This window comes from Microbacterium sp. JC 701, assembly GCF_021026215.1.
Taxonomy (GTDB): domain Bacteria; phylum Actinomycetota; class Actinomycetes; order Actinomycetales; family Microbacteriaceae; genus Microbacterium; species Microbacterium algihabitans.
Window position 1 is genome coordinate 299,766 of sequence record NZ_JAJNCV010000002.1, and the last position, 26,441, is coordinate 326,206.

Genomic DNA, 26,441 nt, shown 5'->3' on the forward strand with positions numbered 1-26,441 from the left:
CGCCCGCTGATGCACGGCGCGCACAAAGACACGCCGCATATCTGTGTCGATATCTCCATAAGCGCGGGCCCGATCGTTGGCAGGATGGAAACGTGATCATCGCCGTCTTCCCGGGACAGGGCTCGCAGACCCCCGGCTTCCTGACCCCGTGGCTCGAACTCGATGGAGCGCGCGAGCGCCTCGAGGCCTTCTCGGAGCAGGCGGGCGTCGACCTCGTCGCCGCCGGTACCGAGTGGGATGCCGATCAGATCCGCGACACCGCCGTCGCCCAGCCGCTGATCGTCGCGGCGAGCCTGCTGTCGTGGTCTGCGCTGAACGACCGCTCCACGGCCGCCGTCGCCGGCGTCGCGGGGCACTCGGTCGGCGAGATCGCCGCGCTGGCGGCATCCGGAGTGCTCTCCGACGAGGACGCGCTGCGCCTGGTCGGACTCCGCGGCCGTGCGATGGCCGAGGCCGCCGCCGCCGTCGAGACCGGCATGAGCGCGGTGGTCGGCGGAGACGAGACCGCCGTACTCGAGCGCCTCGACGCGCTCGGACTCACCCCCGCCAACTACAACGGTGGCGGACAGATCGTGGCCGCGGGCGAGTTGCCCGCCCTCGCCGAGCTCGCTGCCGAGGCGCCGCGCGGAACCCGTGTGATCCCCCTGCAGGTCGCTGGCGCCTTCCACACCCGCTTCATGGAGCCCGCCGTCGAGACGCTGCGCGCCGCCGCCGCCGACGTGCAGGTGTCCGACCCCGCAACGACGCTGTGGACCAACTCCGACGGCTCCGTCGTGACCGAGGGCCGTCGCGCGCTCGACCTCGTGGTCGCCCAGGTCTCGTCTCCGGTGCGCTGGGACCGCTGCATGGCCTCGTTCGCCGAGCAGGGCGTGACCGGCATCATCGAACTCTCGCCCGCCGGCGCCCTGACGGGCCTCGCGAAGCGAGCACTGCGCGGCACCCCCACCGTGGCAGTCAAGTCCCCCGACGACCTCGACGCGGCCGTCTCACTCCTGAAAGAAGACCAGGCATGAGCACCCCCACCCTCCGTCAGCTGCAGGGAGCCGCCCACACGCGCATCTACGCCTACGGCGCCGCGCGCGGAGAGAACTTCGTGCCCAACGACGACCTCGTGGGGCCCATCGACTCCAGCGACGAGTGGATCCGCCAGCGCACCGGCATCGTCACGCGCGTGCGCGCGAACAGAGACACGGATGCCATCGACCTCGCGACCGAGGCCGCGCGCGAAGCCGTCGAGAAGTCGGGCGTCGCGCCCGAGGACATCGACGCCGTGATCGTGGCGACCATCAGCAACCCCAAGCAGACGCCGTCGGCCTCGGCGATCGTCGCCGACCGCATCGGGGCGAACCCGGCCGCGGCCTACGACCTCAACGCCGCGTGCGCGGGCTTCGCCTACGGCGTGGGCCAGGCCGACGCCCTCGTGCGGGCCGGCCTGGCGAAGCACGTCGTGGTCGTCGGCGCCGAGAAGCTCAGCGACGTCGTCGACCCCACCGACCGCAGCATCTCGTTCCTCCTCGGCGACGGCGCGGGTGCGGTCGTGGTCGGTCCGAGCGAGACGCCCGGCATCGGTCCCACCATCTGGGGCTCCGACGGATCGAAGGCGGATGCCGTGGGCATGAACGCCACGCTCACCGACTTCCGCGACGGCCTCGCCCCGTGGCCGACCCTGCGCCAGGAGGGCCCCACGGTCTTCCGCTGGGCCGTCTGGGAGATGGTCAAGGTCGCGCGTCAGGCGATCGAGGCCGCCGGCATCGAACCCGGCGACCTCGCCGCCTTCGTGCCGCACCAGGCGAACATGCGCATCATCGACGAGTTCGCTAAGCAGCTGGGCCTGCCCGAAACCGTCGTGATCGGTCGCGACATCGAGACCACGGGCAACACCTCGGCGGCATCCATCCCGCTCGCCACCCACCGCTTGCTCGAGGAGCACCCCGAGCTCAGCGGCGGCCTCGCGCTGCAGATCGGCTTCGGCGCCGGACTCGTGTTCGGCGCGCAGGTCGTCGTCCTCCCCTGACGCGTCGGCGTCGAACCCTAGACTGATCGGGGCCTGACAGGCCCGCCCCCAAGAAACAGGAGACATCATGGCATTCACCAACGACGAGGTTCTCGCGGGCCTTGCCGAGCTCATCACCGACGAGACCGGCATCTCGGCCGACGAGGTCGCCCTCGAGAAGTCGTTCACCGACGACCTCGACATCGACTCCATCTCGATGATGACGATCGTCGTCAACGCCGAGGAGAAGTTCGGCGTCACCATTCCCGACGACGAGGTCAAGAACCTCAAGACCGTCGGCGACGCCGTGACCTTCATCACGTCGAACCAGTCCTGACACCTCCCGGTGGGGGCTCCGGCCCCCACCGGTCACGACCTGTCGGCCGCACCAAGGATTCATCGCTCATGAGCACACCCCGCATCGTCGTCACCGGCATCGGAGCCACCTCGCCCATCGGCGGAACGGCACCCGAGAGCTGGTCCGCCCTGCTCGCCGGAACCTCCGGCGCCCGTTCCCTCGAGCACGAGTGGGTCGAGCAGTACAACCTGCCCGTCACCTTCGCCGCCGAGGCGCTCGTGCGTCCCGAGACCGTGCTCGAGCGACCCGTCGCCAAGCGGCTCGATCCCTCGTCGCAGCTCGCCATGGTCGCGGCCAAAGAAGCCTGGGAAGACGCCGGCTCCCCCGACATCGACCCCGACCGCCTCGGCGTCGACTTCGCCACCGGTATCGGCGGCGTCTGGACGCTGCTCGACGCGTGGGACACTCTGCGCGAGAAGGGCCCGCGTCGCGTGATGCCGATGACGGTGCCCATGCTCATGCCGAATGCGGCGGCCGGAAACCTCTCGCTGCACTTCAACGCCCGCGCCTTCGCGCGCACCGTGGCGTCGGCGTGCGCCTCGAGCACCGAGTCGATCGTCAACGCCGTGCAGCACATCCGCGACGGCCTCGCCGACGTGGTCATCGCCGGCGGTACCGAATCGGCCATCCACCCGATCACCATCGCGTCGTTCGCCTCGATGCAGGCCCTCTCGAAGCGCAACGACTCGCCCGAGACCGCGTCGCGGCCCGCCAGCGTCGACCGTGACGGCTTCGTCATGGGCGAAGGCGCGGGCGTGCTGATCCTCGAGACCGAGGAGCACGCCAAGGCCCGCGGTGCCAAGATCTACGCCTCGATCGTGGGGGGTGGCGTCACCGCCGACTCGTACCACATCACCGCGAACGACCCCGAGGGGCACGGCGCCGCGCGCGCCGTCCACCTGGCGCTCGAGATGGCGGGCGCGTCGGTCGACGACGTCACCCACATCAACGCCCACGCCACCTCGACCCCCGTCGGTGACCCGAACGAGTACAAGGCCCTGCGCGCGGTGTTCGGCGACCGCGTCGACGAGATCCCCGTCTCGGCGACCAAGGCGTCGACCGGCCACCTGCTGGGTGGCACGGGCGCTCTCGAGGCCATCTTCACGGTGCTCGCCCTGCAGAACCGCGTCGCGCCCCCCACCATCAACCTGACCGAGCAGGACCCGGACGTTCCCTTCGCGCTCTCGGGCTCGCCCGTGGAGCTCGGTGCCGGCGACCAGCTGGCCATCAGCAACTCGTTCGGCTTCGGCGGTCACAACGCCGTCGTCGCGATCGCCTCGGTCTGACCGCGTAAGAACGCCCCCTGGCATCCCCCCGACTGCGATCGGGGATGCCAGGGGCGTTCTGCATGTCAGGCGAGGGATACGCGGTCCCGGTGCCGGGTGTGAACACCGGCCTCCGGTAGTGGCGCCTCCCCCGTCCGACGCACGAGGCAGACGCGTTCAGCCCACTTTGTGGAGCCAGACGATCTGCTGGTCGTCACCGGCGTGCCGGAAAGGTTCGAGTTCTTCGTCCCAGGCCGAACCGAGCGCGACGTCGAGCTCGCGCTGCAGCTCGAACGCATCGCCCGCGGCGACCTCCATGGCGTAGCGCACCCGGTCTTCGCCGATGACGACGTTGCCGGCCGCATCGGTCTGAGCGAAGTGGATGCCGAGACCCGGCGTGTGCATCCAGCGGCCACCGTCGCTGCGGGGCGTGGGATCTTCACTCACCTCGAAACGCAGGTGCTCCCAGCCGCGGATGGCGCTGGCGAGAGCCGCACCGGATCCCACCGGGCCCTCCCAATAGAACTCCGCGCGGCGGCTGCCCGTCAGCACGGGCTGTTCGGCCCAGTCGAAGTTGACGGCACGGCCGAGGGCGCGTCCTACCGCCCACTCGAGGTGGGGGCACAACGCGCGGGGCGCGGAGTGGATCAGGATCACTCCGCGCGAAGACGTGATCGCCATGGTCTCTCCTTCGTCAGGTACGTCTTCCCCTACGACCTGTGATGGAGTGTGGCGATTGTTCGATTGTCCCGGCCATTATCGCCCGCTCATAACGAAATCACAACACTGTGATTCCGATGTGCGTCGGGCGCGGGGGGTTCGGGACGTTCGACGGGCTCGGGGACCTGGGTTCGGCGCGGGGAGGGACCGCGCGGTATCCGGTCCCTTCGACAGGCTCAGGGACCTGGGTTCGGCGCGGGGAGGGACCGCGCGGCTTCCGGTCCCTTCGACAGGCTCAGGGACCTGGGTGCGGCGTGGGGAGGTGGCGCGCGGCTTCCGGGCCCTTCGACAGGCTCAGGGAGCTGGGTTCTGAGCGGGGAGGGACCGCGCGGCTTCCGGTCTCTTCGACAGGCTCAGGGACCTGGGTGCGGCGTGGGGAGGCCCCGCGCGGCTTCCGGGCCCTTCGGCAGGCTCAGGGACCTGGGTTCTGAGCGGGGAGGCCTCGCGCGACTTCCGGGCCCTTCGACAGGCTCAGGGACCTGGGTTCGACGGGATTGGGTGCTCAGCCGAACCAGAGCGCCCAGTACAGCGCGAAGTTGCGGTTGCCATACGACGAGCACTCGTCTCCGGTGCCCCAGCGTGCCGCGAGGGCAGCGAGATTCGGCTGGTAGGGCGTGTAGTTGTACAGCGCCGCGGTGGCCTCGTTGGCGATCGCGACGTCGGAGCCCCCGCACGCGGGATCGGGCGAATAGGCGAGGTAATGGGTGCCGGGCTGACGCATGAAGTCCGAGGCGCTGTACGACTTGAGGTCGGTGGTGCCCTGCGCGACTTGCTGGGCGAAGCCCGCGATGCCCGGGTCGCACGCCGCGTCGTCGGGGCAGCGGGCGCCCATGGCCGCGCCGAGCTGCTCGGCCGAAGGTGAGCGCGCAACGCGTCCGGCGACGAGACTCTGCTCCTTCTGCAACGTGACGAGGATCACCTTCGCCGAGATCCCGCACGCGCGCTGGATGCGGTCGATGATCTCGGCCGCCGTGAGCGAGCCGCCGTCGTAGCCGTCGCAGACGGTCTGGCCCGTGGCATCCGACACGACCGGACCTCGAGCGGGGAGATCCGTGTGCAACACCGACAGGCACGAATCGTTGCCGCACTCCCCCACCTGGTCGTCGAGGAAGCTTTGGATCTCGTCGGCGGTCATGGCATCGCCGTCGTAGAAGGCCTCGTCGCTGATCAGAGTGCCCGGGTCGAAGCTCGACAAGTCGATCGCCTGACGACGCTGCTCGGTGTTCCACGCCGTCGTCCACGCGCTGGTGAGGGAGACCAGCGGAATGACGGCCAGCACGACGAGAGAGACCAAAGCGGCCGCGACGATGCCGAAGGCGATGCGACGGCGACGGAGCTGCCGGGCACGAGCGGTGGGGCGACGCCGCCGGACGGGCGGACGACGAGGTCGGCTCGGCCGCGTACGAGTGTTCGCCACCCTCCGATCGTGCCGCACCGCGCTGACCGCGCGCTGCACATGAAGGTGCGGCGCGTCGGCCAGCGCGGTGGCGCTCAGCTGCCGGGCTGGGCGGGGGCGGTGCCGTCGGCCGGAGGCGTGGGTGCCGAGCCGTCCGCGGGCGGGGTGGGAGCCGAGCCGTCTGCCGGCGGGGCGGGAGGCGTGGGCTTCTCGCCGTCGGCGGGCGGGGTCGGAGCAGTGCCGTCGGCCGGCGGGGTCGGCTTCTCGGCGCCGGGGGCACCGGGGCCGTGGCCGGGACCCGCGGGGCCGCCGGGGCCGCACTCGCCCGGGCCGGACCCGTCGGCGGGGGCGGTCGGGGCGGCCGGGGCCGTGCCGTCGGCGGGGGCTCCGGTGGGCGCGTCGCTGGGTGTGGCGCCGGGGGTGGCGCTCGAGCCGGGCGTGGGGGTGCCCGTGCCCGGGGTCGCAGCGCCGGGTCCGGTGGATCCGCCGTCGGCGCTCGGTGCCGAGGTCGCCAGCGTCAGCGGGGTGTTCGTCTGCGCGGCGAGGGCGGCTGAACCGCCCGTCAGACCCGCGGCGACGATGACCGCTCCCGCGATCAGCGCGGGGCGACGCCACGAGCGGCGGCGGGGCTCGGGGGCCTCGTCGAACCGCGGCAACGGCTGGGTGGGGTTGTCGTCGTTCATGGTTCTCGCTCTCCGCCGGTGGCGTTCACCGGCTCGAGTTCCACATTTCGCGGCGGGACTGAAGCGAACCTGAAGTCGGTGAGGGTCGGGGCATCGCATACGCAAGCCATAACGCTCGTTCAGCGCCGGGCCGTAGCGTCGGGCGGATGTCCGCTCCTGCCCGCGTGCTCGTCCTCGACGACGACGAGACGATCCGCACCGCCGTCACGGTCGCCCTCCGCGCCGACGGCTACGTCGTCGACGCCGCGCCCGACGGCCTCGATCTCTCGGAGCGGTTGGCCGCCTTTCGCCCCGACCTCGTGGTGCTCGACTGGATGATGCCGGGGCCCAGCGGCATCCGGTTGCTGCCCGTCATCCACACCGCGGGTGATACCGCCGTCATCATGCTGACGGCGCGCGACGAGGTCGACGACCGCCTGCGCGGATTCGCCGAGGGAGTGGACGACTACGTCGTCAAGCCGTTCACCATGGCCGAGCTGGTCGCGCGGACGGGGGCGGTGCTGCGCCGTCGCGGGCGGCTGCCCCAGACGATCGCGGTGGGCGATCTCGTCGTGGATCCGGATGCCGCGACGGCCCATCGAGCGGGATCGTTGCTCGATCTGACGGCCACGGAGTTCCGCCTGCTGCACCTGTTCGCCGACAGTCGCGGTCGCACGCTGTCGAAGGCGCAGATCCTCACGCAGGTGTGGGGATTCGACGACTACGACCCCAATCTCGTCGAGGTGCACCTGAGCGCTCTGCGTCGTAAGATGGAGCAGCACGGTCCGCGCCTGATCCACACCGTTCGCGGCCTCGGCTACCGACTGAGTGCCGCGTGAGCGCCGCCGTCGGCCGCGAGGGCTCTCCCCTGCGCACCGGATCGCTGCGGCGCCGCACGATCGTCGCGGTGCTCGCGCTGGTCGCGGTGCTGCTGGTGGTGCTCGCGGTGGTCGTCGACGTCGCCCTCGGGGCGCGCCTGCGCGGCCAGATCGAAGACCGTTTGCGCGACCGGGCTGCCGCGGCCGCTTCTCTCGTGGGGGTCGTCGACGACACCGACCTCGCCGAGCGGTTGTCGGACCAAGGACTCGCGGTGCGTATCGACAGCGCCGGCGGAGACTCGGTCGTGGCGGGACCGAGCCCCGAGCAGTTGCGCGACGGTCCTCCGGGCCCGGGCGGGGGCCCCGGCGGGAGTACCGGCGAGCGGTCGCAGCCGCAGCCGAGCGCCTCGAGCGACGTGACCGTCACCGCCTCCGCCCTCTCGGGCGACGACCAGTTGGTGACGCTGCAGTCGACCTTGAGCGACGGCTCGACCCTCACGCTCACGGCGTCGGCGGTCGGCGTCGGCGACACGCTCGCGCAGGTGCGCTGGATCCTCGCGATCGCCTCGGTGGGCGTGCTCGTGATCGCCGCGGGCGCCGTCACGATCGTGGTGCGCCGGAGTCTGCGACCTCTCGACCGGGTGTCCGACGTCGCGCGGGCGATCGGAGCGGGTGAGCGCGAGCGGCGTCTGCGGCCGACGCGCCCCGAGACCGAGATCGGGCGCGTGGCGACCGCGCTCGACGACATGCTCGACGACGTCGTGGGTGCCGAGCAGACCGCACGCGAGGCCGAGGCGCGGCTGCGCGCCTTCCTCTCCGACGCGGCGCACGAGCTGCGCACGCCGGTCGCCGGCATCCGGGCCGCGGCCGACACGCTCGTGCGCGCCGACCTCGACGGGCCCGAGCGCGAGGTGCTCGCGACGCAGGTGGCGCGCGAGGCCGCGCGCGCGTCGCGCCTGGTCGACGACCTGCTCACGATGGCCCGCGTCGACCGCGGGCTCGAACTCGAACGGGTCGACGTCGACCTTCGTCAGGTCGTGCGCACCGAAGCCGAACGGATCCCGCTCGTGCATCCCTCGCTGCGGGTGGACCTGCGGATCCCGGATGCCGCTGTCCCCGCCCATGTCGACGTGGACCGCCTCACGCAGGTGCTGTCGAACCTCGTCGAGAACGCCGCACGGGCGACGGGCGGCGCCGGTGCGCTGACGCTGGAGCTCGGCATCCGGGATCGCGTCGCCGTGGTCGCCGTGAGCGACGACGGACCCGGGGTGCCCGCGGATCAGCGCGATCGCATCTTCGACCGCATGGTGCGGCTCGACTCCTCGCGCACGTCGGCGGCCGGAGTCGGACTCGGGCTGCCGATCGCGCGCGGAATCGCCCGCGCACACGGCGGCGACGTCAGATGCGTACCGGCGGCGACGGGAGCCCGATTCGAGGTCGTGCTCCCGCTCGCCTGAGCGTCAGCGCGCCGTTCGACCCACGGGCTGACGCACGGGTGCGGTCTGCGGGGCGATGCCCGCCGCGGTGAGCGTGAGGCCGTCGGCGCCGCTGGCGTCGTGCATCATCTGGTCGACGAGAGCGCGATCGATCACGGGCTCGCGACCGCCGTAGAACTGCATGACGAGGGCGTTCGAGGCGTGGATCCACAGACTCGCCTGCCGCACGCCCTCATTGACGGGCAGCTGGAGCATGAATCCCTCGTTGCGTCGCAGCTTGTTCATCACGACGATGCGGAGGTGGGCGAGGATGCGGTCGTCGATGTCGAACGCGGCACGGTCGCGGTAGATGAGGCGTCCCATTACTGGTCCTTTTCCGGCGCGACGAATCGCACCTGTGTTGCGGGGGGACCGCGCCGGGAAGCGCAGCAATGGGGGCCTCATCATTGTGGCACCAATCTGGACTTACGGTGTATCCCTTTCTCCATCATCGAGGTGAATCCTCAGAATCGGCTTCGCGTCGCTCGATAAAGTCGAAGAGATCAGCGATCACCGACCCACGAGAGAGACAACCCCGTGAGCCCTCACCGCACCTCCACCGACCAGGAGGGCCGATCTTCGAGCCCCCTCTTCCGGAGAGGGGGTGAGATCTGATGCTGGCTGCGGCCCTGACGCTTCTGTTGGGGATCATCGTGACCTTGGCGATCATCGTCGCCTGCGGATTCTTCGTCGCGCAGGAATTCGCCTACATGTCCGTCGACCGCTCGCGTCTGACCGCGAGAGCGGAAAAGGGCGACGCGCAGGCGAAGCGCGTTCTGGCGATCACCAAGCGCACGTCGTTCATGCTCTCGGGCGCCCAATTGGGAATCACCGTGACCGGCCTGTTGATCGGATACGTCGCCGAACCCCTCATCGGTCAGTCGATCGGCACGCTGCTGGGCGGGGTGGGCGTCGACCCGACCGTCTCGGTGCTCATCGGCACCGTCGGTGCGCTGCTACTGGCGACGGTGGTGACGATGATCTTCGGCGAGCTGTACCCCAAGAACCTCGCCATCGCGAACCCCGAGCCCCTGGCCCGGGCCCTTGCGGTGCCCACCCGCATCTACCTGCTGATGTTCGGCTGGTTGATCACGGTGTTCGATCTGGCGGCCAACGCGCTGCTGCGCCTGCTGCGCATCGAGCCGCTCGAAGACGTCGACGAGAGCGCCACCGCGCGCGACCTCGAGGCGATCATCGAGGAGTCGCGCCAGAGCGGCGACCTGCCCGACGACCTGTCGATGATCATCGACCGCATTCTCGACTTCCCCCAGCGCGACGTCGAGCACGCCATGGTGCCGCGCTCCCAGGTCGACTCGGTCACCCCCGACACGACCGTCGGCGAGGTGCGCGCGCTGATGGCCACGGGCCACACCCGCTACCCCGTGATCGGCGACGAGGACTCCCCCGTCGGCGTGGTCGAGCTCATCGACCTGTTGCGTGAGCAGCCCGCCGACGACGTCCCCGTGGCATCCGTCATGCGCACCGCCGTCGTCATCCCCACCTCGATGCAGCTGCCGGTGGCCCTCGACCGCATGCGACGCGCGCGCAACGAACTCGCGTGCGTGGTCGACGAGTACGGCAACTTCGACGGCATTCTGACCATCGAAGACCTGACCGAGGAGGTCATCGGCGAGCTCTCCGACGAGCACGACGCCGAGGTGAGCGAGGTCTCGTCCGTCGGCGACGACGCCTGGAGCGTTCCGGGCGACCTGCACCTCGACGAGCTCGAGCGCCTCATCGGGCACGACCTCGCCGAGAGCGACATCGAGACCGTGGCCGGGCTCGTGATCGACGCGCACGGCGACCTCCCCGCCGTGGGCAGCGTCGTGCGCATCGACCTGCCCGAGCGGGCCGGCGAGACCATCCAGGGCCTCGACATCGACCGCTGGCTCGCCGTCGAGGTGGTCGCCGTCGACCGGCACGTGCCCTCGCAACTGCGGGTGCAGCTGCACGAGGTGGATCGTGACGCGGTCGAAGAGCCGACCCGCGATGAGGAGGTGACCCGATGAACGGTTGGACCGTGGCCCTCATCACCACCGCGCTCATCATCGCGAGCGCCTTCTTCGTCATCGTCGAGTTCGCCCTGCTCGCCGCCCGTCGCCACCGCCTCGAAGAGGAAGCCGCGACCAGCGCCTCGGCCCGCGCCGCCCTGCGCGGAGTGAACGAGCTGACCGTCATGCTCGCGTTCGCGCAGCTCGGCATCACGGCCTGTACCTTCCTGCTCGGTGCCATCACCAAGCCGGCCATCGACTACGCACTCGCGCCCGTGTTCGAGGCGCGGGGCCTGCCCTACGTGCTGGCCGACATCATCGCGTTCATGCTCGCGCTGATCGTGGTCACCTTCCTTCACCTCGTCATCGGCGAGATGGCGCCGAAGTCGTGGGCGATCGCCCACCCCGAGACGGCGGCGAAGGCCACCGGCATCCTGGCCCGTGCCCTCACCTGGCCGCTGCGCCCGTTCCTGCTGTGGATCAACCACATCGCGAACCGGCTCGTGAAGGCCTCGGGTGTCGAGCCGGTCGACAAGGCCGCCGCCGGTGGACAAGACGCCGACACGATCCGCGAGCTCGTCGCGCACTCGCGACAGGCCGGAACGCTCGAGAAGCAGTACTCCGAGCCGATCGCGCAGGCGATCGCCCTGGGCACGCTCACCGTCGGCGACATCGTGCGCACCGACCGCTCCCCCACGGCCGTCTCGGCGGATGCCACGGCGGCTGACATCCAGGCCGTCGCCGCCTCGTCGACGCACCTGCGCATTCTGGTCGGGGCGGGCGCGAGCTCGCGCGTCGCGCACGTGCGCGACACCCTGGCCGTCGACCCGTCGACCCCGGCCCTCGAGATCGCCCGCGAACCGCTGGTGCTCGACCCCACGGCATCCGCGTACGACGCCCTCGCGCGCATGCGCCGCGGTCGCGTGCAGCTGGCCACGGTCGTCGACGACGAGCGTCTGCTCGGCGTGGTGACGGTCGACGACCTGCTGCGCGAGATCCTGCCCGGGCCGGGCGAGGTCGCGGCGGTGGCCACGCGATAGCGGGTTTCGGGGCGGAATCCTCCGTTCGGGGCGTGATTTTCACGCCCCGAGGTGAGGATTCCGCCCCGAGCCGTCGAGAGCGGGAGCGCGACCGCCCGCGGCGGAGTGTCAAGCCGTCACGAGGGCTGCAGAACGCGGCGTAGCGTCGCTCGCGTTCACCCCCCCTCATCTCTTTGGAGGACACTCATGAGCAAGACCTGGTTCATCACCGGCGCATCCAAGGGCTTCGGCCGCGAATGGGCCGAGGCGGCCCTGGAGCGCGGCGACAACGTCGCGGGAACGGCCCGCAACCTCGACGACGTGCAGGAGCTCGTCGACGCCTACCCCGACGCGTTCCTCGCGCTGCAGCTCGACGTCACCGACCGCGCGGCCGACATCGACGCGATCCGGAAGGCGCACGAGAAGTTCGGTGCGCTCGACGTGGTCGTCAACAACGCCGGGTTCGGCCACTTCGGCATGGTCGAGGAGCTCACCGAAGACGAGGTGCGCGCGCAGCTCGAGACGAACTTCTTCGGCGCCCTGTGGGTCACCCAGGCCGCTCTGCCGATCATGCGCGCGCAGGGCTCGGGCCACATCATCCAGGTGTCGAGCATCGGCGGGATCAGCGCGTTCCCGACCGTCGGCGCGTACCACGCGTCGAAGTGGGCCCTCGAGGGACTGTCGCAGTCGCTCTCGCAGGAGGTCGCCGACTTCGGCATCCACGTCACCCTGATCGAGCCCGGCGGATACTCCACCGACTGGTCGGGTCCGTCGGCCAAGCGCAGCGACGAGATCGAGGCGTACGCGGCGGTGCGCGAGCAGGCGGCGAAGCGTCCGTCGGCGGCCGACCCCGGAAAGCCCGAGGCCACGCGTGCCGCCATTCTGAAGGTGGTGGATGCCGAGAACCCGCCGCTGCGCATCTTCTTCGGCAAGGCGCCCCTCGGCATCGCCGAGCGCGACTACGAGTCGCGCCTGAAGACGTGGCGCGAGTGGCAGCCGGTGTCGGAGGAGGCGCACGGCTCGTAACCCTGCGTCTAGGGCGTCACAGGACGCACCCCTATACGCGCAGATCGCCCCGCGGGAGCCTCAGCAGGCACCCGCGGGGCGATCTCGCGTCGCGCTACTTCGCGACGACCACCTTCAGCGGAGAGCTCGTGGTCGCTCCCCCGGCGTTCACGAACTCGACCGTGTAGGTGTACGTGCCGATCGCGCGGCCGGAGACGGGCACGACCACCTTCTGCGCGGCGGGCGTCGCCGCGGCGAGCGCCCCCGACGCGATCTCGACGTCGTTCTCGAGCAGGCGGTACGAGGTGGCGTTCGTGCCCCACCACAGGTTCGCCGTCAGGGAGTACGCCCCGTCGCGGTCGCTGTTGTCGGACGAGAGCACGGGCTTGCCCGGAGCGGCATCCGTCACCTTCACCGTGAGCGGCTTGGTCGCCGTCGTCCCCTTCGAGTTCACCAGCTCACCCGTGAACTGGTAGGTGCCGTTGCCGAGCCCGGCGATCTCGACGACGCTCTTCTGCGCGTTGGGCGTCGCCGCCGACAGGGGCATGGTCGCGACGAGCTCGCCGTCGCGGTACAGCGTGAACAGCGAGCCGTTCGAGCCCCACCACAGGTTCATCGTCAGCTGGAACGTGCCGTCTTTCAGGCCCGTGTCCCAGCCGTCGTTCGACGAGAGCACGCCCGTGCCGGGGGCGGCGGTGGCCCCGTCGTTCGAGGGGACCTCGGGCAGGGTGATCGTCTGCGTCGCGGCCGAGCGGTCGCCCTCGCCGACGGCGTTGGCGGCCGCCACCTCGAAGGCGTGGGTCGACCCCGGCGCGAGGTCGGACAGCGTGCAGGTGGTCTCGGCGACCTCGCACACGGGCTCGGTGCCGCCGGCCTCGTAGACCCGGTAGCCCGACAGCTCGGCACCCGTCTGTGCCGGGGCCTCCCACGAGACGGTGATCGACGTGTCGGATGCCGCGGCCGCGGAGACGTTCTGCGGCGCCGTCGCCCGGGTCGTGTCCTTCACGGCGAGCCATGAGATGACGGGCTTCTCGCTGCCCGCGCCCTCGTTGGTGATGACGTAGTCGACGGTCGCCGCCTCGGTCAGGGTGAAGGTGAGGTCGCCGGTGAGCGGTCCGCTCACCCCGGTCAGCGGCACGTTGCCCTTGGCGAGCTCGGTTCCGCCCACCGACACGGTGTGGTTCATCGTGCGGTTCAGACCCCACCACTCGGTGAACCCGCCGGTCAGCGTGTACTGCCCCGCGGGCAGCGGCAGACGGTAGGTGAGCCGCGTGGTGTCCTGATAGAGGCCGGTCGAGAACTTGTCGGTGATGTCGGTCGAGCCCTTCACCTTCATGCCGTCGGCGACGTATCCCCACTGATCGGCGGAGGTCGAGACCTGATCGACCTCGTCGTTGCGCAGCGTCGGTACGGCCTTCTGGACCGCGGTGAACTGCGGCGAGGGGGTCGAGCCGGTTCCGGAGTCGATGTAGTACACGAGCCCCGCGGGGATCACCTCGTAGGCGGCGACGACCTTCTGACCGCCCTCGGTGAAGCGACCGGTGAGCACGAGCTTGCGCAGCTCGGTGCGCTTCTGGGCGGCCGAGTCGGCGTCCCAGGTCACGGCCGTGTCGACGCCGTCGACCGAGACCGTCGCGGGCAGCTCGTCGTCGGCCTTCAGCGTGCCGACCACGCCCAGATCGCGGGGAAGCGCCTGCACGTAGACGAGGGCGAGACGGGCGTTGTAGCCCGAGGTACCCGTGGTGCCGAACTCCAGACGCACCACTCCGTCGGCCGACACGTTCACCCGCTGCGCGACCGGGGTCGCGGAGCCGTTCGAGACCGCGGACTGCGTGGTCTCGGCGGCCCCGGGTGCCCGCACCTTGCTGTAGACGTTGGTCGTCAGACCGGTCCGCGGAGCCTGCACGGCGACGATGTTGTACGAGCCGGCGGGCAGGGTGAGGCTGTAGACGATCGGCTTGGTGAAGTCGGCGCCGACGTACGAGGTGCCCCAATCGGTGGGTGAACCGGCCGCGACGGTCGTCGCGGAGGTCGCGTAGCCCCAGGTCGCGGCCGTGCTGCTGCCGTCCCACTTCTGGTCGGCGCTGTCGTTGCGCAGGTCGGGGAACGCCGCCTTCGCGGTGGCGAACGCCGAGCCGGCGGCCGCACCCGACGAACCGGAATCGATGAAGTACGTCAGATCGGCCGGGAGGGTCAGCACCGTCGCGGTGAGGCGCTGGTACACGCCCGCCGAGGTCTTCTCGGTGGTGCGTCCCGTCGCCGTGAACGAGCTCAGCTCGGCAGCGGCGCCCGCCGCGGTCACCGAACCCGCGGTCCAGGTGACAGCGGCATCCGCGCCCTCGAGCGAGACCGTCGTGGGGAGGGTCCGACCCGGCAGGGTCATCGAGACGGTTCCGACGTCTTTCACGTCGTCGCTGACGTCGCGCGGGGTGAGCTGATCCACGGCTGTCGCCAAACGCGCCTCCAGAGCGCGGGCGCCCTCGGCGTCGAGCCCGTACGCGCCCGGATCGGCGACCGCGTCGCGCGCGGCGTCGCGCGTTGACTGCAGTCGCGCCCACGAGTCGACGCTGTACTCGGCTTCGTCGAGGGCGGATGCCGTGTCCACACGAGCCGCCAGGGCCGTGGTGTCGACCGTGCTCGCGTCGGCGTTGACCGTGACGACTCCCACCGCGTCGACGTTCAGCGCGTCGGCAGTGGCGGTGCGCACCTCGACCGTGTGGGTGCCGTTGCGCAGCCCCCGCAGCATGTACGCAGTGCGTTCGCTGCCCGCGGCCAGCGTCGGCGCCGCGGCCACGAGCTGCTCGCCGTCGACGATCACGTCGAGGGTCGGAGCACCCGAGTTGGTGCCGATGATGTCGAGCCCGGTTCCCTCGAACGTGTAGGCCATCGTGGCGCCCTGCCGGGTGCTCTTCGAGGCGGTGCGCTGCCACTCGAACATGCCCTGGCCGTTGACGTGGCTCCACCCGTCGTCGAAGCGCAGGACGGATGCCGAGGTGTCGCTCCAGCTGGTCTGGTGCATGCCGTCGATGATCTGGGTGTGATACGGCGTGTAGCCGGGCACCGTCTCGACGGTGAGGTTGTCGAAGCGCACGAAGGTGAAGCTCGACCCGAGCTGGATGCGTCCGGTCGCTTGGGGCGCGGCATCCGTGTACGAAGCCACGTCGACCCCGTTGATCTGCGCGGTGTACACATCGCCCGCGACCTTCACGGCGATGCGGTTCCACACGCCGGCGCCGGTGCGGAAGTCGACACCCGCCGTCGTCGAGGCGTTGCCGGTGGAGAGCACCGTGCCGTAGCGCCGGAGAGACCACGCCCCGGTGGGCTCGACGCGCAGTTCGGCGGCCGAGACGGCCTGACCGTTCGCGGTGCCGCCCTGCTCGCGCGCGCCGATGGTGGCGTACTGCGCCCCGTCGGCCTCGAACATCACGTCGGCGCCGACCACGTAGTTCGCCCAGCGGGCGTCGCCGATGGTCGTCTTGGGGTCGCCGCCGTTCCAGGCGCCGCCGGCCATGCCCGAACCGATCTGCTGGCGCAGCACGCGCCCGTGCGCGGCGTCGGAAGTCGCGACCGATTCGAACGCGCCGTTCGTGTCGTTGGTGTAGCGCGGGGTCGCGCCCTGATCCTCGGCCTGCACGCTCGGGGTGCCAGACGGCTTGTCGGCCGCTCCCCTGCTGGAGAGATAGCCCTCGCCGCTGTCGACGAGGGTGCGCGTGTCGGGGTCGTAGCCCTGGATGTCGCCTGTGCCGCGGTAATCGAAGTCGTCGGCGTACAGGTAGCCGTCGTCGGTCACGCCGTTGACGTCGCCGGTGGAATCGGTGTCGAGCACGTCGCGGCCGCCGTCGGGTGCGGTGTACTCCGTCGTCGCGGGGGCGGTGCGTCCAAAGCCCTCTCGCGGCGAGACCACCCCGGCACGCGTCTGCGCGTGATCGAGCGTGGTGGCCGTCACCGTCGACCACGGCTTCACGGTGACCGTGTAGCTTCCGTCGGCGGCGGGCGCCATCTCGGCGAGGGGACGGACGTAGTTGGCATCCGCCGCCTGCCCCGCGTCGGCCGCGCGCGTCTCCCACACCTCGAGCGTCTTGTCGTCACCCAGCGGCATCCCGTCGACGGCGACGCGGTAGGTCTTGGTGAACGAGCTGTCGTTCACGATGACGGTGGAGAAGTCCGCACCGTCGGGGGCGGCGAGGGTCGTGTACGACGCCCCACCCGACCGGGCGCCGCTGGGCGGGTTGCCCGTGCCGAGCTCGCTGCCCGAGGCCTGCGGGATCGCCCGCCAGATGCCGGCGGCGTTGTCGGAGTTCTCCCACCCGAGCTTCGCGAACTGCGTGAACTGCTCGAGCACCGCGAGTCCACCGTCGTACGAGATCCAGCCCGACCACGGCTCGCGCGCGTTCACGAGCTCTTTCGAGGAGTACTGGAAGCCGTCGTAGAACGACCCGATCGCGGGTTGGAAGATGTTGAGCGTGCGGCGCGACGCCGAGAAGCCCGTGGTGACCCAGTTGCCCATCTCGAGCGCGCTGCCGGGGCCGCCCATCGAGGTGCCCACCCCGCCCTGCTCGTTGCTGTTGGTGTTGTTCGGGCGGTCGGCGGAGTTCGAGAACGTCGACTGGCCCTCGGAGTTCCACACCTCGCGGTCGAGCTGCTCGGCGATCTTCTTCATGTTGCCGTTGCGATCGTCGGCGCTGCTGTAGTGGAACCCGACGATGTCGACGGCGTCACGCAGAGAAGAGTCGCTGCCGGTCATCCCGTCGCCCAGGGCGACCGGCGGAGTGCCGACGGTGTCGCCGGCGATCGTGCGGATCGAGGTGTAGAGGTCGCGCTCGGTCGCCGAGGCGAAGCCGTTGTTCGGGTCGTCCGCGGTGGCGCCCTCGTAGCCCTTCGTGTCGTTGCGCAGCCACCCCGAGAAGTCCTTGTACAGCTGCAGGTCGGGGTTGGAGGTCTCGTTCGCGTCGGGGTTGATCGAGTCGATCATGTAGCCGAACTGCCGGTACGCGGCCAGGGTGGTGTTCTTGAACCAGACGTATTGGTCCTGGTGATTGGTCACCCACGTCGGGCGGTTCCAGCGGAGAATGCTGACGTGCACCGGGCCGTGCGCGACGGTCTTGGCATCCGCGGCGAGCTGGAATCCGGGCTCGCGGAGCACGTTGGGGTACTCGTCGCGCGAACGCATCGTCGAGGCGTTCGGCCCGGTCGAGGTGTTGCGGTCGTTGCCCATCTCGATCTTGATCGTGTTCATGATCGGGAAGTCCCCGCCGAACAGCGTCTCGATGAGCTCCCAGTACTTCTCGGGATGCTGCGACTTGTAGTCCAGCAGCAGGGCGCTCGTGGAGTTCGCGCTGAGCACGCCGAAGCCCTTGAAGGTCAGGCCGTTGACGTTCTTCGCGGCCGCGGCCACGTCGGTGCCGCGCACCGTCACGGTGACCGGATCGGCCCCCGCCGCCTGCGCCGCGGTCGGAACGAGAAGCGCGCCGACCATCGTCGCCGTGACGAGCGCCGCCGCCGCCACGCGGCCTGTACGACGGGGATGAGGTCGAACCGGGGGGATCGGTGCCGTGACCATGGGGAGTCTCCTTCGACGGGGGCGCGGCGTCGGTCCGTTCCGATCGCCGCGGGGGCACGCCCGTGTGCCCGCCCACATCGTCGGTTACCCTCGGCGTCGAACGGAAGCGAAACGAACACGATCGATCATTCTTGAATCGATACGTACATCGCCCTACGCTGTCCGATCATGAGCGCAGGTTCTCCGCCCTTCGGGCTGTCGCGCCGCGAACGCATCCTCGACGAGCTGCGGCGCACCGGATCGGTTCGGGTCGCCGACCTCGCCCGCGACCTCGGCGTCGCCGAGCTGACGATCCGACGCGACATCGGCCACCTCGCCGACCGCGGGCTCCTGACGCGCGTGCACGGCGGGGCGACGCTGCGGAGCCGGCTCGACACCAGCGTTCCCGTCGACGCGCGGACGTCGGCGCCCATCCGCTTCCGGGTCGGCATGGTCACCCCCTCGCTCACCTACTACTGGCCGCACATCATCGTCGGTGCCCGCGCCGCCGCCACAGAGCTCGGCGTGCAGCTCGTGCTCCGCGGCGCGAGCTACTCGGTCGCCGACCAGCGACGGCAGATCGCCTCGCTCGTCGACTCGGGGAGCCTCCACGGCCTCATCGTCGCGCCCGAGACCACCGGCGCCGACGGGAGGGCGTTCCTGCACTGGCTCGAGTCGCTTCCGCTACCCGTCGTGCTCGCCGAACGCCGAGCGGCATCCGCCCTCGCCCTCACCAAGCTCGAATGGGTCACGACCGATCACGTCTTCGGCGGGTCGCTCGCGGCCGACCACCTCGCGGCGCGGCGACACACCCGCGTCGGAATCCTCACCTCGGCGGGATCGCCCACCTCGTCGCAGCTGCGCCGCGGGTGGGAGCGCTCGATAGCCGAACTCGGACTCGAGTGCCCGGTCGACGTCGACGCTTCGCTCGACGCGCTCGACGGCACCGCCCGCGAGGAGGTCGTGGCCGACCTGCTCGCGCAGTGCCGCGCGACCGGGACCACGGCGCTGCTCGTGCACTCCGACCCGCAGGCGGTGCTCGTGCAGCAATACGCGCGCGATCACGGCTGGCACGTTCCGGAGGACCTCGCGATCCTCGCCTACGACGACGAGGTCGCCGAGAGCGCCGAACCGCCGATCACGGCCCTGCGACCCTCGAAGCAGCACGTCGGGCGTCTGGCGGTCGAGACGATTGTCGGGCGCTTGACCGAGGGGGCGAGCCGGCCGGTGCAGCGCACGTACGTGCTGCCGGTGCTGCACACGCGCGAATCGACCTGATCGGAGGGGAATCGCTCGGGACGCGGCGCGCACAGGACCCTCAAGATCTCCGCAACGGCCTGCGCTCCCCGGCCGACCGGGCGTCGGCCCCCGCAAGGTGAGCCGAAGATTCGCCCCGGTCGCTCAAGACGGCCGATCCGGCCCCTAACCTGGCGATGCGGACGACGATTCGTCCGCCCCTCCTAGCCCCGGACCCGAAGCGGGGCCGGGAGGGCACCCGCTCCCCCGGTCGCACGGACCCTCCGGGCGCGATCCGTGCAGTCTGCGTCCCGCGACCGAAGGGCTCGGCCCTGTCGGTCTACATGCAGCCGCGCGGCTTCGACGATCCGCTGTGGGAGCTGACGATCCCCTCGCGCGACTACGACGTGACCATGAGCGCGCTCGAGCTCGGCGGGCTGGCCTCGGTGGTGCTCGACGCCGCTCGCCTCTGCACCTACCTGCAGTTCCGCTCGCTGGAGTGGGATCGCGGCTCCGGCCGTCACCGCACCTCATCGCACGTAGGCGTCGACGAGGAGTGATCCCCGGATGCCGCGGAACGCCTCGACCAGCCGATCGAGCGCCCCGCGGTTCCAGGTCGCGAGCTGCAGGTCGTGGGGGCCGAGCGGTTCAAGCTTGCCGGTGCGCAACCGCACGACCTCCCACCCCGCGGATCGCAGGGCTCGGTCTTTGCGGCGGTCGGCCTGCTCGCGCTTTCCGACGTGTTCGAGGCCGTGCCGGCCGATCGAGTCGTATTCGACCGCGATGCGCAGCTCGGGGAACACCAGGTCGGGCCACACCTCGAGGTGCTGGAAGAACGGTCGCGCCACCCGCACGGCGTTGAGACCCGGGGTGAGGGCGAGCCGCTCGTACAGGTCGGCGCGGAGTCGGTCTTCGACGGCCGACGCGGGCTTCGGCGCACACGGGGAGACGAAGGCCTCGCCGACGGGAAGGGACGGCGTCTTGTCGCACACGGGCGGTGCCTGCCGGGCACGGCGCGGGCGCAACACGGCGTTCGCGGTGACGGCGGGCGCAGTGACGGAGTCGCGCATGGGCAGCGCCGCGGTGCGCGTCGGATTCGCCTGCTCGCTGCACTCGGGGCACCACGCGCTGCGCCGCCGCTCGAGGCCGGGCCGCAGGCGCTGCTCGCTGGGGGTCGCGGCGAACCGGTGCCCCGCGTCGCACTGCCACAGCAACAGCACGTCGGCGGCGGGCGGCACCTGGCTGAGCGCGATGCCGGCGTTGAGGTCGGGGTGGTACTGCCGCATCAGCGCGGGGAACGCCGCCCACGACTCGCGGTATGACCCCACCGCGTAGGGCACGTCGACCCCCTTCGACCACTGCCGTCGCGCCCACCAGGCCTGCACTCGTTCCGCCACGCGGATGAAGGTAGCGACGACCTCCGACATCCGGCTGCAGCCCGCCGACGCGAAGCCCGGCGGGAAAGGGAGAGCCCTCCGCTCAGGAGGACCTGAGGGAGGGCGTCGGTAGGGCGGGTGGGACTTGAACCCACGATCGTCGGGTTATGAGCCCGCTGCCTTGACCAGCTTGGCCACCGCCCCCAGCGCCGTCGAGCCTACCGGCATCCGTCGGGCGCCATCGAACGACGCGACGCGTTCAGCGGGTGGTGAATCGCGGCACCCAGCACCGCACCGCCCGCTGGTACGCGACGTAGTCGTCGCCGAAGGTCGCGATCAAATCGGCCTCTTCGTGCGGGCGGATCGCGTAGTTCCACACGAGCGAGCCGGCCAGGGCGTACACGACGACCATCCACGAGCCGAGGATCAGGCCCACGCCGACGCCCTGCGCGATGCCCGCGACCGCCATGGGATTTCGCACGAGCAGGTACGGTCCCGCGATCACCAGGCGGTTGGTGGCGGCCGAAGGCAGGGGCGTTCCGTCGCCCTTCGTCGTGAGGGATGCGGCCGACCACAGCCCCACGACGCTCGCGGCGACCACGAGCACGACGCCGACGACCCTCACGCCCCCGGGCGCGGGCAGGGCCAGCATCCAGCGCTGCTCGAGCGTCGTGATGATCAGCGGGAAGACCACGAGGAACAGTCCCCAGAAGACAACGATCTGCCCGACGGTTTTCACGATGTGCACCACCGGCGAACGGCGGGAGGGAGCGCGGCGGAACGCGAACGGCCCGATGAGCAGCCCCTCGGTCGGGATGCGCCCGAGAGCGAGCAGCATCCAGGCGCACACCGAACCGGCGCTCGCGGCGATCATGATGATCACGCCCCACCCGGCCAGGGTCGTGACCGTCGCGTACAGCGCGAGCGAGACCGTCACCAGCAGCGTCCACAGGGTCGTCACGCCGGCGGCCCCCCGCGCGGCGCGGGCGGACAGCACGACGACGAGGGCGGATGCCACGACGAAGAGCGGGATGTCGAGGGCGGCCACGATCACCGGGTCGAGGTCGCCCAGAGTCGCCTCGCGCACGAACGGCACGGTGAACACGGCGACCCACCAGGCGGCGCCTCCCGCGGCCTGCAGCGCGAAGTACCCGCGCGCGAGGGCTGCGGGGCGACGACCCTCACGCCCGGGCACGTGACGACCCGTCAGTGCACGCGGGGGGTGGCGGGCTTGCCGTCGGAGGTAATCTGCGGGTGGTGCTTGGTGAGCTGGATGACGCCCCACGTGGCGATCGCGCCGGCGATGACGAAGCCGATGAGCGCCCACGCGGGAGCCGACGAGGCCTCGCCCAGCACGAGCAGGCCGATGAGAACCGCGACGATCGGGTCGATCACCGTGAGGCCGGCGATCACGAGGTCGGGCGGCCCGACCGAGTAGGCGGTCTGCACGAAGTAGGCGCCGACGGCGACGGCGGCCAGCAGCGCGACGAGGCACAGCAGCGTGAGCCACTCGAAGTTGCCGGCCTGGGCGCGGCTGATGACGACCTTGGCGAGCGTGGCCACGAAGCCGTAGATGACGCCCGCGGCCATGATGTAGAACAGCGCCTGGGCGCGGCGGCGCACGAGCACCCAGAAGATGCCGAACACCACGACGACCACGGCCAGGATGCCGAGGATGATCAGCAGTTCGCGCTCGGTGACGACGTGCTCGGTGGCGAAGAACGCCGCAATCGTGACGAAGACGAGGATGCCGCCGACGCAGAGCGCGATCGCGATGAGCGACTGCCTGGTCGGCTTGTGGTGCGAGACGCGGGCGTTCAGCACCGTGGTGATGACGAGCGCGATGGCCCCGAGCGGCTGCACGAGGATCAGCGGGGCGACCGACAGGGCGGACAGCTGGCAGATGATCGCCAGGCCGAGCATGACCGTTCCCGCCATCCACGACGGGCGGGTTAGCAGCGAGGTGAGCTGTGCGCGCGACAGGCCGCCGGTGGTCTTGCCGCCCGAGAGGCGCTCGACCTTCTGCACGCCGCGGTGCTGGTACTGGGCGCCGAACGACATGAAGACCGCGCCGAGCAGCGCCAGCGGGATTCCCAGGAGGATGCGCGGGTCGCGGAAGACGCCGACGAGTTGGTCGATTCCGTCGCTGAGAGTTGCATCGAGCGGAGTCACCCTTCGACGATAGCCGCACGCCCGCTGGATAGGCTGGTGACGTGGCCGTACTCCCGATCCGCATCATGGGCGATCCCGTGCTGCACGCTCCCGCTTCCCGCGTCGACGCGATCACCGATGAGGTGCGTCAACTCGTCGCCGACATGTTCGAGACGATGGACGCCGCTCCCGGCGTCGGTCTCGCCGCCCCTCAGGTGGGGGTGGGCCTGCGCATCTTCACGTATACGTACGAAGACGACGAGGGGCAGCCGTGGCGCGGAGTGGTGATCAACCCCGAACTGTGGATCCGCCCGCTCGAGCCCGGTTACCCCGACCCCGACGACGAGAGCGAGGGGTGCCTGTCGTTCCCCGGCGAGCGCTTCCCGCTGCGCCGCTCGGAGGCGGCGCTCATGACGGGCACCGATCTCGAGGGCAACGCGGTGCGCGTCGAGGTGTCGGGGTGGCGTGCGCGCATCCTGCAGCACGAGTTCGACCACCTCGACGGCATCCTGTACGTCGACCGTCTCGACGACGACGACGCGCGGGTGGTGGCCAAGATCGCCAAGAAGCGCAAGTGGGGCAAGCCCGGCGCGTCGTGGACCCCGGGCGTCGACGACATCGAGGCGTGAGCGCTCGCGCGCGGTGACGGGCCGGGAGCCGGCATCCGGAACCTCGCCCGTCAGCCTTCGATCACGTTGGGCACGAAGCGGCAGAAGTAGTCGGTGATCGGCCCGTCGGATTCGCGGATGCCGACGCCGTAGCTCTCGTTGTTCACCACCCACGATCCGAGCACGGGGTGGTTGCTGCCGTTCGCGCCCGGGAAGTCGGGGAGCTCGTGGTACTGCTGCCACACGCGTTCGCGGCCGAGGCCTTCGCGGCGGTACTCCTGCCCGTTCGAGGTAACGCTGCCGTCGGCGCGATGGACCCGGATGCCGTCTCCCTCGCGCCCGAAGACGGGTTTGACGACGAAGTCGGTCAGACCGTTCGGGCCGTCGGCGTAGGCGGGCAGCAGGTTCGGGTGGTCGGGGTAGAGCCGCCAGAGGGCGACGAGCAGGAGCTTGTTCGAGAGGAACATCTTCCACGCGGGCTCGTACCACCGGCCGAACAGCCCGCGCCCGGCGATGAGCAGCGCACCGAACTCCTGATCGCCCACGACGCGGTCGTCGCCCGAGACGACGTCTTCCCACGGGTAGAGCTTGAAGAGGTTGCGGATCACGGGGTACTGCGTGCCCGGTTCGTCTCCGGGGAGAGCCTGGATGCTGCGCGAGGAACCCCAGGGCTCGGGCACGCCGACGAACTGGCGGGCGCCGTGGTGCCAGCCGATGTCCTTCATCTCGATGCCGGTGTGCTCCCACCCGGCCTCGCCGGCGAGGTCGCGCATGTAGGCGACGGTGTCCCAGTCTTCGCCGTAGATGTCGGCGTCGGAGTGGGCCACGAACAGGCGCCCGCCCTCGCCCTCGCTGAGCGAGCGGTGCAGCAGGGTGCGCCAGCGTTCGACGAGGGCCTCGTGCAGGCCGTTCCACTGGTCGGTGTCGACGGGCAGGGCTCCGGTGCGCAGGCGGTCCTGCAGCCAGAACCACTGCGTGACCGAGGCCTCGATGAGTCCGGTGGGGGTGTCGGCGTTGTACTCGAGCATCTTCGCGGGGCTGCCGTCGCCGGTGTAGGCGAGGTCGAAGCGGGCGTAGACGTCGGGTTCGTCCTGTCCGAGCGACCACTGGGCGAACTCGAACGCCTGCGGGGTGAGACCGAGGTGTCCGAGGGCTCCCGTCGCGAGGTAGCGCGCGGCCTCGCGACTCATGCGGTGCAGCTCTTCGGTCTCGCGCTCGAGCTGCTCGACCTCGGGCAGGGTGAAGACGTAGGCGGCGCCGTCGTTCCAGTACTCGACCGCGGAGCCGTCGTCGCGCACGGAGCGCGAGTAGATGAGGCCGGACTGCTTGATCGTGCGCTGCCAGTCGGGGCGCGGGTCGAGCTCGATGCGACGCATCAGCCGCCGTGGCTTCCGTCGGAGCCCGAGCCGCCGAACCCGCCGCGCGACACGCTCGCGCCCTCGCTCGAGATGCCGCGGGCCGCGGTCTTGCCGGAAGGCAGGGTGTCGGTACCACCCGTCGCGGTCTGACCCACCGCGGGAACCGTCCGGTTGCTCGAGCCGAGCGCGTAGTAGTACCAACCGGCGCTGCCGCCGTGGTTGTTGCAGTCGTCGTCGGGTAGGCGCTTCTCGGTGGAGTTGTCGCGGCAGATCTGCGCGTAGTCCTCCGACACGTTGGAGCCCTGTCCGCACCCGGTGAGGCTCGCGGCCAGAGCGGCCACCACTCCGATGGTCACGGTGCGCGAGGCGCGGCGACGAGCGGCCGTGTGCATGAAGATCTCCTTCGCGGATGCCGGTGCGGCACGCCATCGCCGATGTTCTCACACGCGCGGGGTGGGTGGCGTCGTCTTCGTGCGTCGGCCCGTCGCGGGCCCGGGCTCACGACGCGAAGGCGTGCAGGGCGAGGTCATCGCTGAGTGCTTCGCTCACCAGACGGCCGCGCACGCTCGTGCCCTGGGCGTCGAGCGGCGGGCTGACCACGGCGGCGCCCAGCCGGCCGGGGGCGGAGAGCACGATCGCGCCGGACACGCTCGATTTGGCCGGGATCCCGACCGCGCGCATCCACCGCCCCGAGCCGTCGTAGACGCCGCACGTCGCCATGACCGACACGACGTCGCGCGCGACCCCCTCGGGTACGACGCGTTGGCCCGTGCGCGGGTTGACTCCCCCGAACGCGAGCGTCGCGCCCATGACGGCGAGGGTCTCGGCGTCGACCAGCGTCGCGCACGCACGGGCGTACACGGCCACGGCGTCGTCGGCGGTGGCGTCGAGCGTCCCCTCGGCGCGCATGAGGTGTGCGAGCGCGTGATTGCGGTCGCCGAGCAGGTGTTCGGCGTGCGCGACGTCGTCGTCGACCTCGAGGTCGCGTCCGGCGAAGGCGGCGAGGCCCCGGGCGATCCGCGCGCTGCGCGCCTCGGGGTCGTCGCCGTCGACGAGAGACGCGGTGAGCAGGGCGCCGGCGTTGACCATCGGGTTCGGCGGTCGACCGGTGCCGCTCTCGAGCGTGATCGCGTCGAACGACTCCCCCGTCGGCTCGATGCCGACGCGCTCGAGCGCCGCACCGTCGGTGTCAAGCAGGGCCAGGGCGAACAGGAACGGCTTGACCGCCGATTGCACGCTGAACGCTTCGCGCGCCTGCGCGGTGGACCGCACGTCACCGTCGGGCAGGGCGAGCGCGATCGCACAGAGCGCGGGGTCGGCTTCGGCGAGCTGCGGAATGCTGTCGTCGACCTCGCCGCGACGGTCGTCGACCACCCGCTCGCGCAGGGCGTCGAGGTCGTACGTGCGGGGATCTGGGGAAGAGGTCACTCCCCCACCCTCGCAGCGAATCGCTTCGGCCGGGCCGCGGCCC

The 26,441-nt window shown here is 70.8% G+C and carries 23 protein-coding genes and 1 tRNA gene; 12 read left to right on the forward strand and 12 right to left on the reverse strand.

From position 1 onward, the window contains the following. Positions 1 to 92: 92 nt before the first annotated feature. The 4 genes from LPW41_RS09330 to LPW41_RS09345 all read left to right on the forward strand — a co-directional run bounded on the left by LPW41_RS09330 (position 93) and on the right by LPW41_RS09345 (position 3,637). Entirely contained in the window at positions 93 to 1,013 is a 921-nt protein-coding gene (locus tag LPW41_RS09330; RefSeq protein ID WP_154096609.1) for an ACP S-malonyltransferase, read from the forward strand. Then, positions 1,010 to 2,014 (forward strand): beta-ketoacyl-ACP synthase III, encoded by a 1,005-nt coding sequence (locus LPW41_RS09335; RefSeq protein ID WP_230704665.1) that lies wholly within the window; start codon positions 1,010 to 1,012, stop codon positions 2,012 to 2,014. The genes LPW41_RS09330 and LPW41_RS09335 overlap by 4 nt, the downstream gene beginning before the upstream one ends. A 67-nt stretch (positions 2,015 to 2,081) precedes the next feature. After that, complete coding sequence (locus LPW41_RS09340) at positions 2,082 to 2,330, forward strand: acyl carrier protein (RefSeq protein WP_022880558.1); 249 nt, start codon at positions 2,082 to 2,084, stop codon at positions 2,328 to 2,330. Positions 2,331 to 2,398: 68 nt separating this feature from the next. Then, on the forward strand, positions 2,399 to 3,637 hold the full coding sequence (locus LPW41_RS09345; RefSeq protein ID WP_144833617.1) for a beta-ketoacyl synthase: 1,239 nt from the start codon (positions 2,399 to 2,401) through the stop codon (positions 3,635 to 3,637). Between the two features lie 156 nt (positions 3,638 to 3,793). On the opposite strand, the gene LPW41_RS09350 is transcribed toward LPW41_RS09345, so the two are convergent. The 3 genes from LPW41_RS09350 to LPW41_RS09360 all read right to left on the reverse strand — a co-directional run bounded on the left by LPW41_RS09350 (position 3,794) and on the right by LPW41_RS09360 (position 6,415). Continuing rightward, positions 3,794 to 4,297 (reverse strand): DUF3145 domain-containing protein, encoded by a 504-nt coding sequence (locus tag LPW41_RS09350; RefSeq protein ID WP_144833619.1) that lies wholly within the window; start codon positions 4,295 to 4,297, stop codon positions 3,794 to 3,796. A 541-nt stretch (positions 4,298 to 4,838) separates the two neighbouring features. Then, the gene (locus LPW41_RS09355; protein WP_230704666.1) at positions 4,839 to 5,753 is read right to left on the reverse strand and encodes a hypothetical protein; all 915 of its coding nucleotides are present in this window, start codon (positions 5,751 to 5,753) and stop codon (positions 4,839 to 4,841) included. A 74-nt stretch (positions 5,754 to 5,827) separates the two neighbouring features. Continuing rightward, positions 5,828 to 6,415 carry a hypothetical protein gene (locus LPW41_RS09360; RefSeq protein WP_144833622.1) on the reverse strand — a complete coding sequence of 196 codons (588 nt, stop codon included), beginning with the start codon at positions 6,413 to 6,415 and terminating at the stop codon, positions 5,828 to 5,830. A 146-nt stretch (positions 6,416 to 6,561) separates the two neighbouring features. Here LPW41_RS09360 and LPW41_RS09365 point away from each other — a divergent pair, with 146 nt between their 5' ends. Together LPW41_RS09365 and LPW41_RS09370 are read left to right on the forward strand one after the other, a co-directional pair. Beyond that, a complete protein-coding gene (locus LPW41_RS09365; protein WP_144833623.1) occupies positions 6,562 to 7,233 on the forward strand; it encodes a response regulator transcription factor in 672 nt (223 codons plus the stop codon). Beyond that, complete coding sequence (locus LPW41_RS09370; protein WP_230704667.1) at positions 7,230 to 8,669, forward strand: HAMP domain-containing sensor histidine kinase; 1,440 nt, start codon at positions 7,230 to 7,232, stop codon at positions 8,667 to 8,669. Before LPW41_RS09365 ends, LPW41_RS09370 begins: the two co-directional genes overlap by 4 nt. A gap of 3 nt (positions 8,670 to 8,672) precedes the next feature. Here the strand turns inward: LPW41_RS09370 and LPW41_RS09375 are convergent, their stop codons facing one another. Beyond that, positions 8,673 to 9,011 carry an ATP-dependent DNA ligase gene (locus tag LPW41_RS09375; RefSeq protein WP_144833625.1) on the reverse strand — a complete coding sequence of 113 codons (339 nt, stop codon included), beginning with the start codon at positions 9,009 to 9,011 and terminating at the stop codon, positions 8,673 to 8,675. Between the two features lie 290 nt (positions 9,012 to 9,301). Here LPW41_RS09375 and LPW41_RS09380 point away from each other — a divergent pair, with 290 nt between their 5' ends. From LPW41_RS09380 to LPW41_RS09390, 3 genes are all read left to right on the forward strand, one after another. Beyond that, positions 9,302 to 10,696 (forward strand): hemolysin family protein, encoded by a 1,395-nt coding sequence (locus tag LPW41_RS09380; RefSeq protein WP_230704668.1) that lies wholly within the window; start codon positions 9,302 to 9,304, stop codon positions 10,694 to 10,696. Further along, on the forward strand, positions 10,693 to 11,718 hold the full coding sequence (locus LPW41_RS09385) for a CNNM domain-containing protein (protein WP_230704669.1): 1,026 nt from the start codon (positions 10,693 to 10,695) through the stop codon (positions 11,716 to 11,718). Before LPW41_RS09380 ends, LPW41_RS09385 begins: the two co-directional genes overlap by 4 nt. 186 nt (positions 11,719 to 11,904) lie before the next feature. Next, complete coding sequence (locus LPW41_RS09390; protein ID WP_230704670.1) at positions 11,905 to 12,723, forward strand: SDR family oxidoreductase; 819 nt, start codon at positions 11,905 to 11,907, stop codon at positions 12,721 to 12,723. A gap of 94 nt (positions 12,724 to 12,817) precedes the next feature. On the opposite strand, the gene LPW41_RS09395 is transcribed toward LPW41_RS09390, so the two are convergent. Beyond that, positions 12,818 to 18,208 carry a fibronectin type III domain-containing protein gene (locus LPW41_RS09395; protein ID WP_230704671.1) on the reverse strand — a complete coding sequence of 1,797 codons (5,391 nt, stop codon included), beginning with the start codon at positions 18,206 to 18,208 and terminating at the stop codon, positions 12,818 to 12,820. 222 nt (positions 18,209 to 18,430) lie between these two features. Here LPW41_RS09395 and LPW41_RS09400 point away from each other — a divergent pair, with 222 nt between their 5' ends. After that, positions 18,431 to 19,519: a substrate-binding domain-containing protein gene (locus tag LPW41_RS09400; RefSeq protein ID WP_230704672.1), complete on the forward strand. Its 1,089-nt coding sequence runs from the start codon at positions 18,431 to 18,433 to the stop codon at positions 19,517 to 19,519. 302 nt (positions 19,520 to 19,821) lie between these two features. After that, a complete protein-coding gene (locus tag LPW41_RS09405) occupies positions 19,822 to 20,037 on the forward strand; it encodes a hypothetical protein (RefSeq protein ID WP_154096598.1) in 216 nt (71 codons plus the stop codon). Here LPW41_RS09405 and LPW41_RS09410 read toward each other — a convergent pair. From LPW41_RS09410 to LPW41_RS09425, 4 genes are all read right to left on the reverse strand, one after another. Continuing rightward, positions 20,008 to 20,874: a zinc-ribbon domain-containing protein gene (locus LPW41_RS09410; protein ID WP_230704673.1), complete on the reverse strand. Its 867-nt coding sequence runs from the start codon at positions 20,872 to 20,874 to the stop codon at positions 20,008 to 20,010. The two genes, LPW41_RS09405 and LPW41_RS09410, sit on opposite strands and share 30 nt — an antisense overlap. Before the next feature lie 109 nt (positions 20,875 to 20,983). Next, positions 20,984 to 21,057: transfer RNA gene (locus tag LPW41_RS09415), tRNA-Ile, on the reverse strand. A 55-nt stretch (positions 21,058 to 21,112) separates the two neighbouring features. Continuing rightward, positions 21,113 to 22,048, reverse strand: a complete 936-nt coding sequence (locus tag LPW41_RS09420) for an isoprenylcysteine carboxylmethyltransferase family protein (RefSeq protein WP_230704674.1) — start codon at positions 22,046 to 22,048, stop codon at positions 21,113 to 21,115. A gap of 11 nt (positions 22,049 to 22,059) precedes the next feature. Further along, on the reverse strand, positions 22,060 to 23,025 hold the full coding sequence (locus LPW41_RS09425; RefSeq protein ID WP_230704675.1) for a DMT family transporter: 966 nt from the start codon (positions 23,023 to 23,025) through the stop codon (positions 22,060 to 22,062). A gap of 41 nt (positions 23,026 to 23,066) precedes the next feature. Between LPW41_RS09425 and def the strand changes: the two genes are divergently transcribed. After that, on the forward strand, positions 23,067 to 23,633 hold the full coding sequence (gene def, locus LPW41_RS09430) for a peptide deformylase (protein ID WP_154096596.1): 567 nt from the start codon (positions 23,067 to 23,069) through the stop codon (positions 23,631 to 23,633). Positions 23,634 to 23,683: 50 nt separating this feature from the next. Here def and LPW41_RS09435 read toward each other — a convergent pair whose 3' ends face one another. From LPW41_RS09435 to glsA, 3 genes are all read right to left on the reverse strand, one after another. Further along, positions 23,684 to 24,988, reverse strand: coding sequence for a glutathionylspermidine synthase family protein (locus tag LPW41_RS09435; protein WP_230704676.1), 1,305 nt, complete (start codon positions 24,986 to 24,988; stop codon positions 23,684 to 23,686). Beyond that, a complete protein-coding gene (locus LPW41_RS09440) occupies positions 24,988 to 25,362 on the reverse strand; it encodes a tRNA-dihydrouridine synthase (protein WP_144833646.1) in 375 nt (124 codons plus the stop codon). The genes LPW41_RS09435 and LPW41_RS09440 overlap by 1 nt, the downstream gene beginning before the upstream one ends. Positions 25,363 to 25,468: 106 nt before the next feature. Next, positions 25,469 to 26,398 carry a glutaminase A gene (glsA, locus tag LPW41_RS09445; protein ID WP_230704677.1) on the reverse strand — a complete coding sequence of 310 codons (930 nt, stop codon included), beginning with the start codon at positions 26,396 to 26,398 and terminating at the stop codon, positions 25,469 to 25,471. Positions 26,399 to 26,441 lie beyond the last annotated feature (43 nt).